Source organism: Microcoleus sp. Z1_A1, assembly GCF_036700305.1.
GTDB lineage: Bacteria > Cyanobacteriota > Cyanobacteriia > Cyanobacteriales > Microcoleaceae > Microcoleus.
This window is the reverse complement of the sequence record NZ_JAUBOR010000026.1, coordinates 38,137-54,835: the sequence shown is the minus strand read 5'-3', so window position 1 is coordinate 54,835 and position 16,699 is coordinate 38,137. Positions and strand designations below refer to the sequence as shown.

General features: G+C 47.2%; 13 protein-coding genes, 1 tRNA gene, 1 pseudogene and 1 other annotated feature. Of the genes and pseudogenes, 3 read left to right on the top strand and 12 right to left on the bottom strand.

Going from position 1 to position 16,699, the window contains the following annotated elements; translation table 11 throughout:
* Both QT973_RS17760 and QT973_RS17755 read left to right on the top strand, forming a co-directional pair.
* A pseudogene (locus tag QT973_RS17760) lies at positions 1 to 843 on the top strand (CopG family transcriptional regulator); the annotation flags it as partial.
* Positions 844 to 1,023: 180 nt separating this feature from the next.
* The gene (locus QT973_RS17755) at positions 1,024 to 2,652 is read left to right on the top strand and encodes an FAD-dependent oxidoreductase (RefSeq protein ID WP_333391843.1); all 1,629 of its coding nucleotides are present in this window, start codon (positions 1,024 to 1,026) and stop codon (positions 2,650 to 2,652) included.
* Positions 2,653 to 2,924: 272 nt separating this feature from the next.
* On the opposite strand, the gene rplL is transcribed toward QT973_RS17755, so the two are convergent.
* The 9 genes from rplL to rplS form a co-directional block, all read right to left on the bottom strand.
* Complete coding sequence (rplL, locus tag QT973_RS17750; protein ID WP_333054355.1) at positions 2,925 to 3,314, bottom strand: 50S ribosomal protein L7/L12; 390 nt, start codon at positions 3,312 to 3,314, stop codon at positions 2,925 to 2,927.
* Between the two features lie 138 nt (positions 3,315 to 3,452).
* Positions 3,453 to 4,061 carry a 50S ribosomal protein L10 gene (rplJ, locus tag QT973_RS17745; RefSeq protein WP_333054357.1) on the bottom strand — a complete coding sequence of 203 codons (609 nt, stop codon included), beginning with the start codon at positions 4,059 to 4,061 and terminating at the stop codon, positions 3,453 to 3,455.
* A 29-nt stretch (positions 4,062 to 4,090) separates the two neighbouring features.
* Positions 4,091 to 4,263, bottom strand: a sequence feature (ribosomal protein L10 leader region).
* A 109-nt stretch (positions 4,264 to 4,372) separates the two neighbouring features.
* Positions 4,373 to 5,086: a 50S ribosomal protein L1 gene (gene rplA / locus QT973_RS17740; RefSeq protein ID WP_190663916.1), complete on the bottom strand. Its 714-nt coding sequence runs from the start codon at positions 5,084 to 5,086 to the stop codon at positions 4,373 to 4,375.
* A 227-nt stretch (positions 5,087 to 5,313) separates the two neighbouring features.
* Positions 5,314 to 5,739 (bottom strand): 50S ribosomal protein L11, encoded by a 426-nt coding sequence (gene rplK / locus QT973_RS17735; protein ID WP_333031062.1) that lies wholly within the window; start codon positions 5,737 to 5,739, stop codon positions 5,314 to 5,316.
* Between the two features lie 3 nt (positions 5,740 to 5,742).
* Entirely contained in the window at positions 5,743 to 6,381 is a 639-nt protein-coding gene (gene nusG, locus QT973_RS17730; protein ID WP_333054359.1) for a transcription termination/antitermination protein NusG, read from the bottom strand.
* The gene (gene secE, locus QT973_RS17725) at positions 6,378 to 6,611 is read right to left on the bottom strand and encodes a preprotein translocase subunit SecE (protein WP_333054360.1); all 234 of its coding nucleotides are present in this window, start codon (positions 6,609 to 6,611) and stop codon (positions 6,378 to 6,380) included. Before secE ends, nusG begins: the two co-directional genes overlap by 4 nt.
* Positions 6,612 to 6,762: 151 nt before the next feature.
* A complete protein-coding gene (locus QT973_RS17720) occupies positions 6,763 to 6,972 on the bottom strand; it encodes a hypothetical protein (RefSeq protein WP_333054361.1) in 210 nt (69 codons plus the stop codon).
* Positions 6,943 to 7,015, bottom strand: a tRNA-Trp gene (locus QT973_RS17715). Before QT973_RS17715 ends, QT973_RS17720 begins: the two co-directional genes overlap by 30 nt.
* A gap of 133 nt (positions 7,016 to 7,148) precedes the next feature.
* Positions 7,149 to 7,532 carry a 50S ribosomal protein L19 gene (gene rplS, locus QT973_RS17710; protein ID WP_333054363.1) on the bottom strand — a complete coding sequence of 128 codons (384 nt, stop codon included), beginning with the start codon at positions 7,530 to 7,532 and terminating at the stop codon, positions 7,149 to 7,151.
* Positions 7,533 to 7,572: 40 nt separating this feature from the next.
* Here rplS and QT973_RS17705 point away from each other — a divergent pair, with 40 nt between their 5' ends.
* On the top strand, positions 7,573 to 9,012 hold the full coding sequence (locus QT973_RS17705) for an inorganic phosphate transporter (protein ID WP_445299449.1): 1,440 nt from the start codon (positions 7,573 to 7,575) through the stop codon (positions 9,010 to 9,012).
* Between the two features lie 116 nt (positions 9,013 to 9,128).
* Here the strand turns inward: QT973_RS17705 and QT973_RS17700 are convergent, their stop codons facing one another.
* The 3 genes from QT973_RS17700 to QT973_RS17690 all read right to left on the bottom strand — a co-directional run.
* A complete protein-coding gene (locus tag QT973_RS17700; protein WP_333234057.1) occupies positions 9,129 to 9,380 on the bottom strand; it encodes a hypothetical protein in 252 nt (83 codons plus the stop codon).
* A 395-nt stretch (positions 9,381 to 9,775) separates the two neighbouring features.
* Complete coding sequence (locus QT973_RS17695) at positions 9,776 to 13,846, bottom strand: amino acid adenylation domain-containing protein (protein WP_333391835.1); 4,071 nt, start codon at positions 13,844 to 13,846, stop codon at positions 9,776 to 9,778.
* Between the two features lie 37 nt (positions 13,847 to 13,883).
* The coding region (locus QT973_RS17690; protein ID WP_333391834.1) for an amino acid adenylation domain-containing protein at positions 13,884 to 16,699 on the bottom strand (2,816 nt) is incomplete at its 5' end.

Sequence of the window (16,699 nt, the reverse complement as noted above, 5' to 3'; positions counted from 1 at the left end):
CACCGCGAACACGAGTTTGTGCAACAGCTAGCCGAAAAATCCAGTGCTCTGGAATCTTTGCAGCACCAAATCGCTGAAAAAGAACACCGCGAACACGAGTTTGTGCAACAGCTAGCCGAAAAATCCAGTGCTCTGGAATCTTTACAGCACCAAATCGCTGAAAAAGACCACCGCGAACACGAGTTTGTGCAACAGCTAGCCGAAAAATCCAGTGCTCTGGAATCTTTGCAGCACCAAATCGCTGAAAAAGAACACCGCGAACACGAGTTTGTGCAACAGCTAGCCGAAAAATCCAGTGCTCTGGAATCTTTGCAGCACCAAATCGCTGAAAAAGAACACCGCGAACACGAGTTTGTGCAACAGCTAGCCGAAAAATCCAGTGCTCTGGAATCTTTGCAGCACCAAATCGCTGAAAAAGAACACCGCGAACACGAGTTTGTGCAACAGCTAGCCGAAAAATCCAGTGCTCTGGAATCTTTGCAGCACCAAATCGCTGAAAAATCCGCTGCTGTGGAATCCTTGCAGCAGCAATTCGCCACCGAAAAGCAAAATCTCGAAAGCCAATTCCAGGAAACCGTGTCGAAGTCGAGTTATGAATCTTTGCAGCACGAGTTAGCAGAAAAGTCAAGTGCGATCGGCGACTTCCAAGTTAAACTGACCAAGTTGCAATATCTGGAAAATGAATTGAGCCAGAGTGCGGCGATACAGCGAAATTACGACGCTTTGCAGCAACAGTCTCAAGAACAGCTAAGAACCATCAAAGCTTTACGGGAACAGCTAGGTCAAATGCAGGCTGTGGCTGGGATTGGCGAAGCTTATCTCAACAAGTGGCGCCGTCCCTGATTCTCTGATCGGCACGCCACAGTCTAACGCTCCGGGTGCGCCCAGAGCATTTTACCCCTAAAAAGTCCTCTAAACTCGACCTCCTTCCTCTTGTAGCGATAGATTTGAACCTGTCGCTACAAGAGCTTTTTATTGCAAAATATGAGCATAATATTAAGAAATATTACAATAAATAAATTTATGACAGGCGATCGCACCCCTTTTGGCAAATCCAGTCCCACAGACACTAAGGGCCGCGTCACGGTAATTGGAGGCGGCATCGGCGGGCTGACAGCAGCAGCCCTGCTAGCCCGCAGAGGATACAAAGTGCTAGTCTTAGAACAGGCGATCGTCCCTGGCGGATGCGCTTCCACCTTCAAACGCAAAGGCTTTACCTTCGATGTCGGCGCCACGCAGGTTGCAGGATTGGAACCCGGAGGCATTCACCACCGAATTTTCTCAGAATTAGACATAGAAATTCCCGCCGCGACACCCTGCGATCCCGCTTGTGCGGTGTTTTTGCCGGGAGAAACCGCACCGATTAGCGTGTGGCGAGATCCGCAAAAGTGGCAGGAAGAAAGACAGCGGCAGTTTCCTGGAAGCGAACCTTTTTGGCAATTATTGTCTGCATTGTTCCAAGCTAGCTGGAAGTTTCAAGGGCGCGATCCGGTTTTACCGCCCAGAAACTTCTGGGATTTCTGGCAATTAATTCAAGCAGTTCGCCCCGACACTCTAATTACTTTGCCTTTCACTTTTATGACAGTGGGAGATGCTTTGCGGCTTTGTGGGTTGGGCGACAATTTGCGCTTGAAAACTTTTCTGGATTTGCAGTTAAAATTATATTCTCAAGTTGATACCGAAGAAACGGCGTTGCTTTACGCGGCGACGGCTTTAGGAGTTTCGCAAGAGCCACAGGGATTGTATCATCTACAAGGAAGTATGCAGGTGTTGAGCGATCGACTGGTAGGCGCGATCGAACTCTACGGCGGCAAAGTCCTGTTGCGGCATACAGTTGAAAGTATTGTCACAGCAAATGGCATAGCCACCGGTACAGTGATTCGCAATCAAAAAACAGGCGAAGTTTGGACAGAAACTGCCGATCGCATTGTTGCCAACGTGACGGCGCAAAATCTAGTAAAATTGTTGTCAAGCGAGCCGATTGTCGGAAATTCAACAGATAATTTAACAGATAATTTATCGGTTAAATCAGAGACTTCACAGACAACAAACCAACTCCCAAATCAAATGGCAGGCTACAAATATCGAGTTGATAAATTGCCGCCCGCATCCGGTGCATTTGTCATATATTTGGGAGTGCATGAAAGCGCAATTCCAGAAAATTGTCCGCCCCACCTTCAGTTTCTCTACGATTACGACGGCGAGATTGGGGAGAATAATTCATTATTTGTTTCAGTCAGTCATCCGGGTGATGGGCGAGCACCGGAGGGAATGGCGACAATTATCGCTTCGTCATTTACTGATACTCGAATGTGGTGGAATGCGGTTGATTATGAAGGATTGAAGGAAAAATACAGCGCAGGGGCGATCGCCCGTTTGAGCGAATATTTCAATTTGACGCCAGAGTCGATCGTACACCAAGAAGCCGCCACACCCCGCACCTTTGCCCGCTATACAGCGAGAGATAGAGGCGTTGTGGGTGGCATCGGCCAGCGAATACCAACCTTCGGCCCCTTCGGATTTGCCACTCGCACACCAATTAAAAACTTGTGGTTAGTAGGTGACTCCACCCATCCGGGAGAAGGCACTGCCGGCGTTTCCTATTCAGCTTTAACAGTAGTGCGGCAAATGGAAGCCGCCTCTAAAATCTAAGGAATGAGAATTAAATAAGTTCCACTCTTGAAAGTGGGATGGGCGTCCCGCCCGTCCAAACAGGACGGGCGGGACGCCCATCCCACAAGAACAATTAAAATTGTAAATTATTTAATTCGCGATCCTAAGAGGACACAGCAAGGCCGTTTCCCTACACCAAAAATAATTAATCGCGCGAGAGATGTAACTATCGCGCGATTAATTTTAGGGAATAGTCAACAGTCAACTATCATTCCGGTGTCACCGGAATTGATATCAACTAGATTCTCTGACTACTTGATAGAAATTTTTGCGCCCACAGCTTCAAGCTGTTTCTTCATTTCTTCAGCAGCTTCCTTAGCAATAGCTTCCTTAACTGCTTTCGGTGCGGCTTCTACCAAGTCTTTCGCTTCCTTCAGGCCCAGACCGGTAATTGCGCGGACTTCCTTCAGAATGGCGATTTTCTTGTCAGCAGGAACTTCTTCCAGCATGACAGTAAATTCGGTTTGCTCTTCTACTGGTTCAGCAGCAGCAGCAGCAGGGCCGCCCATCATCATCATGCCGCCTACAGGAGCAGCAGCGCTGACGCCGAAAGCTTCTTCAATTTGCTTGACCAATTCAGAAGCTTCGAGCAAAGTCAGAGACTTAAGTTTTTCCAAGATTTCGTCAGTTGCAGTAGACATTCGTTAAACTCCTAGTTCGATTGTAGATTTGGGATTTGGGATTTGAGATTTGCTCATTCATCCTTAGTTTTTCGTCTCCAGTCTTCTATTTATTGCTAAATACTAATGACTGAGGACTAATGACTAATTACTAATGACTTACACAGATGCGCTTTCTGCTTCTGCTTCTGGTTGCGCTTCTGCTTCTGCTTCTGGTTGTGCTTCTGCTGCTACTTCTGCTGAACCGCCGTCTTTTTCAGCATAAGCTTTAAGACCGCGAGCGATCGAAGTAGGAACTTGATTGATACCCACAGCCAACTTGGTTGCGACACCGTTGATAGCGCCAGCAATTTGAGCCATGAGTTGTTCTTTCGACGGCAGATCGGCTAATGCTTTAACATCAGCTTCTTTCAGTACCCGTCCTTCCATTACGCCGCCGCGAAGTTCTGTCTTCTTAGAGACTTTTTGGAATTCTTGGTAAGCTTTAATCGCGCCGCCAATATCTTCTTGCACGAACAGAAATGCCGACGTACCTGTCAGCAATTCTTGTATCGGCTGCCAGGTTTCGTTGCCTTCAACAGCAATTCGCATCAGCGTGTTTTTTGCCACTTGGCAACTGCTGCCTTTCGGACGCAAACGCCGACGCAAATCTGTGATTTCAGCAACAGTTAAGCCCGTGTAGTCAATCACGATCGCCAGTTGAGATTCGCTCAAGGTTTGCTTGAGGTCTGCAATAATCTCATTTTTTACTGCTAAACTTTTGCCCATACTTATTTCACCTCCTTTTAGGATCGAAAACTGCCCACCAAAAACCCCGACCTTAGAGCCGGGGCAGAGAATTAAAAATTAACAAGTCAGAATTAAAAATAGAAAATTTCTAATCTTTGAGTCTTGAGTTTTTATTTCTTCAGCCTCGGCAGGAAATTAAGCGGTCGGCACCTGCGGTCTTCAGCTTATTGATTTTTGATTAGGCTATCACCAGAAGGCAGACATTAGCTGGGGTCTGGCGTAAGTCTTGTAAGAGATTTACACAGACAGCCGAAGCAGTCTTTTACCTTCTGCCTTCTGCTGAATTCTTTCTACGCAGCATCAAGTTTGGTATCGCGCAGAGCACTGATATCGACTTCGATCGACGGGCCCATTGTTGCGGATACGTACAAACTGCGCCAGTAGCGACCTTTAGCACCAGAAGGACGGTTGCGGTCAACTGTTTCTTGCAAAGCATGAAGGTTGACGAGCAAATCTTCCGCTGAGAAAGCTGCCTTGCCAAACATAACATGAACGATGCCAGTTCGATCGGCACGGAATTCTAGTTTACCACCTTTAAACTCGTTGATCGCCTGAGCAATGTCAGTCGTCACCGTGCCACCTTTCGGAGAAGGCATCAAACCGCGCGGGCCCAACAACCGACCCAATTTTGCCACCAACGGCATCACGTCTGGGGTAGCAATCAGGCAGTCGAAGTCCATCATGCCCTTCTGAATTTCATCGATCAACTCTTCAGAACCAGCAATATCCGCGCCGGCATTTAGAGCTTCTTTAACTTTTTCGCCCTTAGCAATCACCGCAATTCTGACTACTTGACCAGTTCCTTTTGGTAGCGATACAGTTGTCCGCAACTGTTGGTCAGTATATTTCGGGTCAATTCCCAAACGGATGTGAGCTTCAGCAGCTTCGCCAAACTTAGCGGTTGCTGTTTCTTTCAAAAGTTGCAGAGCTTCCAGCGGTAGATAAGGTCTGTCTTCAACTTTCTTTTGAAGTTCTTGCAGTCTTCGCGATACTTTCTTTGCCATTGTTATCTCCTGGGGTCAGTCGATTTTAGATTTTAGATTTTAGATTTTAGATTGAACCTATCGGACAATCTTAAAATCTACCCGTTTTCGGTTACTAGCGAAGCTTTGCTTCTCCCCCTGAACCGATCGATTTTGGATTTTGGATTTTGGATTTTAGATTGAAGATTTGAGCTTCAACACTGGGAATTACCGATTGCCAACTGACAACTGCCAACTGACAACTGACTTCAATCCGCGATCGCCACGCCCATATTTTTAGCCGTTCCTGCCACAATTTTCATAGCAGCCTCAACATCATTAGCATTGAGGTCAGGCATTTTGGTTTCAGCGATTTCTCGCAGTTGAGCCTGAGTAATCGAGCCTACTTGCTTGCGGTTAGGTTCTCCCGAACCCTTAGCAATGCCAGCAGCTTTTTGAATCAAAACCGACGCCGGCGGGGTTTTGAGAATAAACGTAAAACTGCGGTCTTCAAAAACCGAAATTTCTACCGGAACCACCAGACCTGCTTGGTCTGCGGTTCTAGCATTGTACTCCTTGCAAAACATCATAATATTGACGCCGTGCTGACCCAAAGCTGGGCCGATCGGAGGAGCTGGGTTGGCTTTTCCCGCCGTAATCGCCAACTTAATTACTGCAACAACTTTCTTTGCCATTAGTTAGTTCTGTTTCTGAACCTGATTGAACTCCAATTCTACAGGCGTATCGCGCCCAAAAATCGAGAGTAAAACTTTGAGCTTGTTTCGTTCCGGGCTAACTTCAATCACATCACCTTCAAAATCTTTAAATGGCCCGGAAAGTACCACAACGTGGTCTCCAGTAGACATCGATACTTTGACAACTGGTTCTGATTCCTGAGCATTTCTGAAGATCCGTTCTACTTCCGAATGACTCAGAGGTAGCGGTTTGACGTGACCCCTGCCGCGCCCGTAGCGGCGTTTCTGCTCTGCCCCGACAAAATTAATTACATTCGGGGTATTTTTGATCACCTGCCACGTATCCTCGTCCATAAACATACGGATGAGTACGTAGCCGGGAAAGATTTTTTCATCTGACTGCCGCCTGGAACCGTCTTTGCCGACTTTGATTGCCGGAGTTTGCGGAATTTCTACTTGAACGATGCGATCGGCAACATCCAAAGTTTGAATCCGCTGCTGCAAGTTTGCCTTCACGCGCTTTTCGCAGCCAGAGGCAACTTGAACAGCATACCAGCGAGCATCAATCTCCGGCACATCTGGCGATGCTGCCTGTCCCGTCGCTTCTGTGGAATACTCAGATTCTTCTGATGCAAAAGTCATGGCCCAAACACCTTTCCCGCGCCCCAGTTAAAGAAGTTATCCACCAAATAGATCAGGCTTGCTGAGAGGATCACCATCAAAAGCACGGCCAAAGACTCGCTGATTAGCTGCTGCCTGCTAGGCCAAACCACTTTGTCGAGTTCTTCTCTAGTTTCCTTAAAAAAACCCGCAGGGTCAAACCCAGGCGCTGTTATTTCTTGAGTTTCTTGAGCTTCGTCTTTTTTCGCCACGATTCAATCCCCCTTGCGATTTTAGATTTTAGATTTTAGATTTTAGATGGTGTGAGTGGCCCGCGGCTCTCAGATTTTGTGACACTAACCACTTACGCCCAAGTCCCAAATCTCAAATCTAAAGCCACGACTTTTTTACAAGCCCAACCAATCAACGGCGTAAATGCCGATCGCCGAAACCGATGATCGAGAAGCCACACCGAGCATTTGTTGATGGCATTTTTTGCGAACCGCCCACAAAAATTAATTCTACCCGAAAGTTTGCGGTTTTGACTGTTGCCAGCCAATAGTCCGGGCGCTTTCGGGCAGAATTTAAAGTTTGGTGATTCAGCGCGCCCTGGAGGACTTGAACCCCCGACATCAGGTTTTGGAGACCTGCGTTCTACCAACTGAACTAAGAGCGCACAGGTGAGGTTGCTGAAATTCGCTTAACCTCTAGATTTCTATTTTAACACAGTGCGCTCGTAAATGGGAAACTTTTTTTGAATTTTTTTAATTTCCCATGAACCATGAACCAAGGGGAAGCTGGGTGCATTCCTACAGGGAGCGATCGAACCGCTGTTTGACGCGAGTAGCTTTGCCCACCCGATCGCGCAGGTAGTAAAGTTTTGCTCTGCGGACTTTCCCGCGACGCATCACTTGGATCGTGGCGATGCGGGGCGAGTGAATCAAAAACACCCGTTCCACGCCGACGCCCTGAAACACGCGGCGGACGGTGATTGTTTCATTAATCCCGCCGTTACGCATGGCAATCACAGTCCCTTCGTAGGGCTGAACCCGTTCTTTGTTACCCTCTTTAATTCTTACGCCGACTCGCACTGTGTCGCCGACGTAAATTTCGGGAACTTGTTTATTGAGTTCTTGCTTGACTCTATCTATTTCTGCCGTTTCGATAGAACGGATTATTTCTGCGCCTTTCATCGGATTTACCAAAACTCACAATCCCTTATCATATATCGAAATGCCCGTTTTATGTCAAAAAATTTCTATGTTAGATACCTCTGGGGTCGTATTTCTGCAACTAGGGGCAATGGCCGCACTGGCCTTGTACGTCGCCGCCAACTTGGGTGCCAACGATGTCGCTAACTCGATGGGGACATCCGTAGGCTCGAAGGCCCTAACGCTGCGGCAGGCAATAATTGTTGCAGGCATACTGGAGTTTTCCGGCGCAGTGCTGTTCGGGCAAGGAGTTTCCGAAACTCTCGCCACAGGAGTTGTGAATGCAGAAGTGTTCGCGGCTCAACCGCAAGTATTTTTAATCGGGATGGTGTCAGTGCTGATTGCTTGCGGCTTGTGGCTGCAAATCGCTACCAGTCGAGGTTTGCCTGTTTCTTCATCCCATGCAGTGGTGGGCGCGATCGCGGGTTTTAGCTGTGTTGCAGCCGGAATTAATGCAGTTGATTGGCGAACTATCGGCACCATCTCCCTAACTTGGGTAGCGACACCTGTTGCTAGCGGTGCTTTAGCCGCACTATTTTACAGTGTGGTGAAGTATTCGATTCTCGATCGACCAGATCCTCTATCTCAAATGCGCGAGTGGATACCTTGGCTGAGTGCAGCAATGCTGAGCGTATTTGGGATAATTGTACTGCCGTCTATTGTCGATGTTGCTTTGGTGCAGACAGGGGCGATCGCCGCGGCGCGCGATCGATTTGGCTGGAATCTGCCCATTCACGATATTGTCATTGGCATTGGGAGTATTGGGGCGATCGTCCTCACACTCAATAGCTGGAAAAAATTAGAATCAGTTGAGAAGGAAGAAGGTTCGGCAGCGGATTTTGTAACGGATGTAACGGATGTAACGGATGCAAGGAATAAGAAAGAGGGAATATTTTCCCAATCTCCCACTCTCCCCCTCTCCCCCTCTCCCCCTCCCCGCCACTCTCCCATCGAGCAACAAATGGCGAGATTTCAAGTCTTGAGCGCCTGTTTTGTAGCATTTTCCCACGGTTCCAACGACGTAGGCAATGCCGTTGCTCCCCTAGCTGCGATCGCCTACATCCGGCGCACAGGTTCCTTTCCATCAGGGGATTTCAGCGTGCCCCTGTGGATTTTAGTCCTCGGAGGCGCAGGAATAGTCATCGGTTTAACCATCTGGGGAAAAAATGTAATAGCCACAGTCGGCGAAAAAATCATCGAACTCCAACCAAGCGGCGGATTTTGCGCGGAATTAGCCACAGCCACCACAGTCTTGCTAGCATCCCGCTTCGGTTTGCCAGTTTCCACATCCCACGCTTTAGTCGGTGCAGTTGTCGGAGTCGGGCTGATCAAAGCTTGGAAAACTGTACGCTTGCAAACTTTGCTGTCAATTGGTTCGGCTTGGCTGGTGACAATTCCGATCGCAGCAGGTTTGGGTGCTATCATCTTCAGCATCGCCCAATCAATCGATTTTAGATTTTAGATTTTAGATTTTAGATTGAAGAATTGGAGGTAGATTGGGATTTACTGTTGGGTGGGGGCGGGTTTACGAGATGATTGGTCTTAGGCCGAGATTATTGGTAAAACCCGCCCCTACATTCAAATGTCAACAGACTCATCCTTCTGATTGCCTCGGTTGGGATAAACTCGCGAAGGCAAAAGTTTCCAAGCCGCAGCATCTGCACCCCAGTTGCGAAAAATCTTCACTGAAGCAAAAATTTTAGCGAAACGCCAATTATAGCCACGCTTCCAGTCAGGAGGCCACTGGGCGGTTTCGTCAGCGGCTTGCAAAGCTCTGACTTCAGCTTCGAGTGCTGCGGCGTGGCGCTGCATGATGATTTCTAGTTGCAAAAAGTGTTCTTCGGGCGATCGCAATTTTTTGACATCCTAACTACAAACGTGATCAAGCGTATTCCAGTACAGTAGGGATAACCGCACCGTGCCCATTAGTGTCAATTTAACGTCAAACCCAGTCACAGACTACTGTTTGACGATTGAGGTCAGATCCCCCCTAGCCCCCCTTAAGAAGGGGGGGACAGGAGTTTTTTTCAAAGTCCCCCTTCTTAAGGGGGATTTAGGGGGATCTAGACTTAGGGAAAAACGAGATTTATCAAGGCTTTCAGGCTTAAGTGGACACCTATGGGCTTTTGGAGTGTCCCTTTAGTCTCATAAAGCTCTCAGGACTAAAGTCCTCACTACAAACGTGATAAAGATTATTTTATTCGACACACAAGCACGCGGGTTGCTCAATCACTTAATTTCTCCTCAAAGCAATGCTTCAGCTTTTGAGCCAGCACCTCGACGCAGGGTTTTCTCAGCATAGTAAGATGATTCCCAGGAACCCTAATCACCTCTACTTTTTGGGTCGTTAATTCACTCCAGCCAAGAGTCGGATCTTGATGACTCATGCTTAGCTGTTCCTCCGATCTAAACAGAGTAATTCGCTGCGGATAAATTTTCGGTACATAGCTGAGAGTTGCTTGACTATTAGCCTGAAATACAGTAAACATCGAGGGGATTGCCAGCTCGCGCCAGCTCCGTTCTTTTGACTCCTGAGATAGGATACTAACCATAACCGCCTGTTTCCAATTCCAGCGATGCAAAAAATTAGCTGCCAAATTAAGCATCTTATTTAATTTCGGAAATTTTGCAAAAATACCGCCAATTTGAACATTTTCTGCACCAGCCACCAAGCGAAAATAATCTACTAAAAAAGGCCAGATAGAGCGCGAAACAGTAGTCAGAATAAACTTGCAACCGTCCCAAAAAGAAGGTTTGTTAGCAGAAATCGGCGCTAAAGTATCAAGCACAGCAAGCAAAGCCACTTCGTCCCCCGCTGCGAGTAACTGTTGAGCCATCTCAAAAGCAACCAAACCTCCAAAAGACCAGCCTCCTAAAAAATAAGGCCCTTTTGGTTGAACGGTACGCAAGGCTGCGATGTAGTCAGTCGCCATATCTTCAATGCTAGTTAACGGAGAACTTTCGCCGTCAATACCCTTTGGTTGCAGCCCGTAAAACGGTTGATTTTCTCCTAGCCCAAAGGCTAACTCGACATAAGGAAACACGACGCCAAAGATGGGATGGACGCAGAAGAACGGGGGCTTTTTACCGCGAGGCTTAATTGCAACTAAAGGCGACCATTCCAGAGATTTTGTTTCTGAAGATAGCAAATCTGCTAAACCTTCAATTGTCGGATTTAAAAAAAGAGCAGACAGCGGCAACTCGCGCTGAAATTGCTGGTTAATCTCATTGATAAGGCGGATTGCCAGCAGGGAATCTCCACCCAAATCAAAGAAATTATCGCGAATGCCAACGCACTCTACGTTGAGGGTTGTGGCCCAAATTTGGGCGAGGGTTGACTCGGTTGGTGTGCGAGGTGCTATGCAGCTTTTATCTATTGAATTGCTAGTTAGATTCCCCGGTGCAGGTAGGCGCAGGCGGTCGATTTTGCCATTGGGAGTTAGGGGCAGAAAATCCATCGCCACAAAAGCACTGGGAATCATGTAATTGGGCAGTTGCTGTTTGAGGAAATTGCGTATTTCATCGGGATTAAGCGTCTGATTTTGATTGGGGACGACATAAGCAACTAGGCGTTTGTTGCCCGACAAATCATCCGCAGCAACCGCCGCTGTTTCTTTGACTGCTGGATGCTGAACCAGCAGCGCTTCAATTTCTCCCAATTCTATTCGATAACCGCGAATTTTTACCTGTTCGTCAGTGCGGCCTAAAAAGTCAATATTGCCGTCGGGGAAATAACGAGCTAAGTCACCAGTTTTATAAATTCGTTCTCCTGCTTTCTGGCTAAACGGATTAGCAATAAATCGCTGGGCGGTTAATTCGGGGCGGTTCAGGTAGCCTCGCGCCAATCCGCTGCCGCCGATGTACAATTCACCGGGAATTCCAACGGGTACTGGCTGTAAATTTTTATCTAAAATATAGAGTTGAGTGTTAGCTATTGGGCGGCCGATTGGCGGTTTTTTGCTATCGCTAATTTCGGCAAAACTTGACCAGACTGTCGATTCTGTAGGGCCGTAAGCGTTAAAAAATCTGCGCCCCGAAGCCCAGCGTTTAACAACATCGGGGGAACAGGATTCGCCCGCACAGATGATTGTTTGTAGTGCGGGAAGTTTGACGTTTGGAAGGACAGCTAGCAGCGAGGGCGGGAGGGTAGCGTGGGTAATAGCATTGTCCTGCAAAAATTCGATTAATGTTTGTCCTGGCAACAAAGATTCTTTCTTGGCACAGTAAAGTGTTGCTCCGGTTCCCAAGGCCATGACAATCTCAAAAATTGAGGCATCAAAACTCAGGGAAGCGAATTGCAAAATGCGGTGATTTGAGTTTAAGTTAAAAGCTTCTATTTGAGCTAGGGCTAAGTTGTAGAGTCCCCGATGTTCGATTAAAACGCCTTTGGGTTTTCCGGTTGAACCAGATGTGTAAATGACGTAGGCTAGGTTTTCTGGTATGATATTTGTAGTTGGATTTTCTGGGCTTTGTCGGGCGATAATTTCTCTGTCGGAGTCCAAACAGACTACTGAAAAAACTCCGTAATTTTCCGGCTGCGTCAAGTTTTTTGCTAAGTGTTGCTGAGTTACCAAAATCGACACCTGAGCATCTTCTAACATGAAGTTAAGCCGCTCTTGAGGATAAGTTGGATCTAAAGGCAGGTAGGCTGCGCCTGCTTTGATAATGCCTAGCAATCCGACGATCGCATCTAAGGAACGTTCTACACAAAGGCCCACTAAAACTTCTGGTGCTGCTCCCAATTGCTGCAAGTAACGTGCAAGTTGGTTGGCTCGGCTGTTGAGTTGGCGGTAGGTTAACTGCTGGTTTTCAAAGACGGCGGCGACAGCATGGGGCGTTAGCGGAGCCCTCGAAGAGGATCGCTCGACTTGCTCTTCAAATAGCTGATGGAAACACTGGTTTTGCGGATAATCTCTCTGAGTGTCATTCCAATCGATTAATAGTTGCTGGTATTCTGGCGCTGTCAGCAAAGCCAAGTCGCTAAGGTGCTGTTTGGGATTGGCAACAATGGCTTCGAGCAGCGTTTGGAAATGTCCCGCCATCCGCGCAATTGTGCCGCTATCAAATAAATCTGTGCTGTAAACAAATTGCCCTTGAATACTTCCTGCATTTTCCCACAAGTGGCACTCTAAATCTAGCTTGGCGGTTCCTGCATCAAAGTCGATCGCCTCGGCAGCGATTCCCGGCAATTCTAGCGCTGCTACAGGAGTGTTTTGCAGGCTGAAACTAACTTGAAATAGGGGGTTGCGGCTCAACTCGCGATCGGGGTGCAATTCCTCAACCAACTTCTCGAAGGGCAAATCTTGGTGGGCGTAGGCTGCCATTGCAACATTTTTTACCCGATGCAATAGTTCCCGAAAAGTTGGATTTCCTGATATATCTGCACGCAGCACCAAACTGTTGACAAAAAAACCGATTAATGCTTCTATTTCGATCAGGTTGCGATTGGCGATCGGCGTTCCTACTGCAATATCTACTTGTCCTGTATAGCGGTAGAGCAAAGTTTGAAAAGCGGCTAGTAGAGTGATAAATAAAGTCGCGCTTTCTTGGTGGCTCAATGACTTTAGCGCCTCGCTCAAAGCAGGTGATAGTGTTATAAATTGTTTAGCGCCGCGGTAGGATGGAACCGCTGGTCTTTGCCTGTCTGTTGGTAGATTGAGTGTGGTAATTCCGTTTAACTGCTGCTGCCAATAAGCTAACTGGGTTTCTAATACTTCGCCCTGCAACCATTGGTGCTGCCATTCTGCAAAGTCGGCGTACTGCACGGGCAGTGCTGGTAAGTGCGAGATCCCATTTTTTACAAATGCTGTGTAGAGCGTTCCCAGCTCTCGAATTAGCACTCCAATCGACCAACCATCAGCCACAATATGATGTAAATTCAGCAACAATATATGTTCTGTTTCACTGATTTGTAACAGCGTTACTTTAAATAACGGCCCGGCGGCTAAATCGAAAGGGCATTGCGCTGCATCGGTTGCGAGTTGCAGCGCTGCGGTTTGCTGCTGAGTTGGCGAGAGATTTTGTAAGTCGATTGTGGGGAGGGATACGGTTAAAATGGGAGCAATAATTTGTACGAGTTCCCCTTCCAAAAGCGTAAATGTGGTGCGTAAAGTTTCGTGCCGCTGCACAATTTCGTTGAAGGTTTGCTCTAAGGATCTGAAGTTGAGAAAACCTGTTAAGCGGAGTGCTGTTGAGACATTGTAGAAAGGATTGCCCGGTGCTAATTGATTGAGGAACCAAAGCCGCTGCTGAGCAAACGATGCGGGGAATACAAAAACTTCTGTTTCTTGCTGCATATTTATCGAAATTGCACCCGTTCTACCGCCCTAATTTTTATTTACTTTCTTGATTAAAAGATGATAGCTTCCTCCGCCGACTATCGCGCGAAATCGGCACTAAAGCCGGGGCCCCACTTTTAGCATTCTTATCTTTTAAACTCTCAACGATCTTAGACAATTCTCCAATTGTCGGTGCTTCAAAAACTCGGCGCAAAGGCAACTCTACCGCGAAAGCATCTCGCACTCTCGAAACAAGCTGAGTCGCCAGCAGCGAATGGCCTCCTAATTCAAAGAAATTGTCCCGGATACCCACTCGCTTTATCCCCAAAACCTCAGCCCAAATTTTCACTAAAACTTCTTCAATAGAAGTCTGAGGCGCAACGTAACCGCCAGCCCATTCTAACTTAATCGGCTGCGGTGCAGGCAAAGCGAGGCGATCGACCTTTCCGTTAGCCGTCACAGGTAGCGACTCCAGCACCACAAAAGCCGACGGAACCATATATTCCGGCAGTTTTTCCGCTAGATAAGCCTGCAACTGTGGCACTAATTTACGCGCTGCTTTAGCTTGTAAGGGATTGTTAGCATAAGAGCGCCAAGGACGCAAGTTATCGCTTCTGGTTTCTCGCACAAAATCTTTAGTTTCGCCCCGTGCAAACACTACATCGTAGCGCCCTTGACTGTCGGAATTAGACCAACTAATATTAACATTATACGGAACTTCCAAAGCATACCAAGCTTCGGGATCGACTCCTAAATCCTCGACTTTTTCCACGGCTTTCTGCAACTGACCTGCTGTTGGAAATTTATCGACAACAGACAGCAACTCTGCCGCCTTGACTGCTGCCGTTACCCGCGCATTAGGCACATTAGAAATTCTTAAAACATCCAGTTGATTTTGCAATAATATTTGTTGCACCTTGGTAACACTCAGATTCTGATTTTCATCCAACCAATCCAGCCGTTTTTCTGCGTCCCACTCCCCTTTAGGCGATGATTTTGGGCGTGCTGTTTCCGACGCAATATGCAGAATAGCATTGTACCGAAAATCAGTTAACTCATTGTGGTAACTACCGCGAATTAATTGAATCTCTACGTCGCCAATCTGCGGAAAGCGGTGCTTTAATGCGCTAAAAAACTCTGGTTCAATAACTAACTCTGTTTCTTGAAAAATTTGCATTTGTACTCGCTGCTGCAACTGTTCGCCAGCGAGAGAAGGTTCGGCTTGATACAGTTGTACCGAAGCGTGAAAAGCCTCCAGCAACGGCAAGCTGCGGACATCTCCGATGAATATAAAGCCGCCGGGAGCAGTTGCTTTCACCGCACCTTCTAGCACCTGCACGAGATAGTCGATATTCGGGAAATATTGCACGACTGAGTTGAGAATTACTGCGTCAAAAGCTGCTGTCTCTACTCCTTCAAAATCGGTCGCCATTTTCTGAATTAGCGTTACATTAGTTAACTCTAGATTTGCCAAGTGCTGCTGAATATAGTTGAGCGAAATAGGGGAAAAGTCTGTTCCGCAATATTGAGTGCAGCGAGAGGCAATTTGGAACAGCAACAAACCTGTGCCGCAGCCAATTTCTAACACTCGGCTAGGCTGCAAAGCTAAAATTTGGGCGGCTTGATTGTTCGCCCAGTCGCGCATCTGTTCTGCTGGGATTGGCTGATTAGTATAACTGCTATTCCAGCCGACAATATTAAATGTTGGATCTGAGTCAACAGCAGGTTGATTGTAAGTTTCATTATAGAGGATTTGCCACTGCAAAACCTGTTCGTCCTGCAATTGCATTATTTGGTTTTTTTCGCTAGCAATACTATATTCTGGATTCAGGGCAATATAAGCTACTAAACGTTTATCTCCCTGTCCATCTTCCGAAGCTATTGCTACAGTTTGCTGAACCGCCGGATGTTGAGTTAATTGTGTCTCGATTTCTCCTAATTCGATGCGGAAACCGCGAATTTTTACTTGTTCGTCAATCCGTCCTAAAAATTCAAGGTTGCGATCGCCTCTGTAGCGCACTAAGTCGCCGGTTTTGTAAATTCGCTCTCCTGAATTTGGTTTAAAAGGATTGACAATAAAGCTTTGTGCGGTTAAATCTGGGCGGTTGAGGTAGCCGCGAGCGAGTCCGTTTCCGCCGATGTACAATTCGCCAACAACGCCGATCGCCACTGGCTGCAAATATTTGTCTAATATGTAGATTTGAGTGTTAGCAATGGGGCGGCCAATTGTCGGGGCGATGTCTGTTTGCTCTGTTACAGGAATATAACCGGAAGTTGTGACGACGGTGTTTTCGGTTGGCCCGTAATTATTTACTAGCTTAAATGGATGGGATTTTAAAGGATGTTGTTGCAGTTTTTCGCCGCCTGTGAGCAAGATTCGCAACGCTGTTGTTTGAGGCCAATCTAATAGCAAAACTTTCTCGGCTAAAGGTGTTGGCAAAAAGCTAATTGTAATTGCTTTTGATACTAACCAGTTTTGCAGTTTTTCAGGATCTCGCCTGATGTCATCTTCGGGAAAGTAGATGCTAGCTCCCGCGGCGAGATAAGGCCAAATTTCCCACCCGCAAGCATCAAAGCCGATCGCAGCAATTTGCGTTGCTCGATCGCCCGCTGACACCCCAAACTCTCTTTGATGCCAAAAAACGAGATTTAACAAGCTCCCGTGCTCAATTTCCACTCCTTTCGGCTTTCCCGTGGAGCCGGAGGTGTAAATCGCGTAAACCAGATTTTCGGCTGTGGCTGTGCTGGTGGGATTGTCGGCGATTTCTTGGGAAATCATCTCCCAGTCTGTGTCTAGAAAAACAACCCTTGGATGGTGAATTTTATCATCTGACTGTGTTTCTAAATTTTGCACTTCGCCATCATCCACCA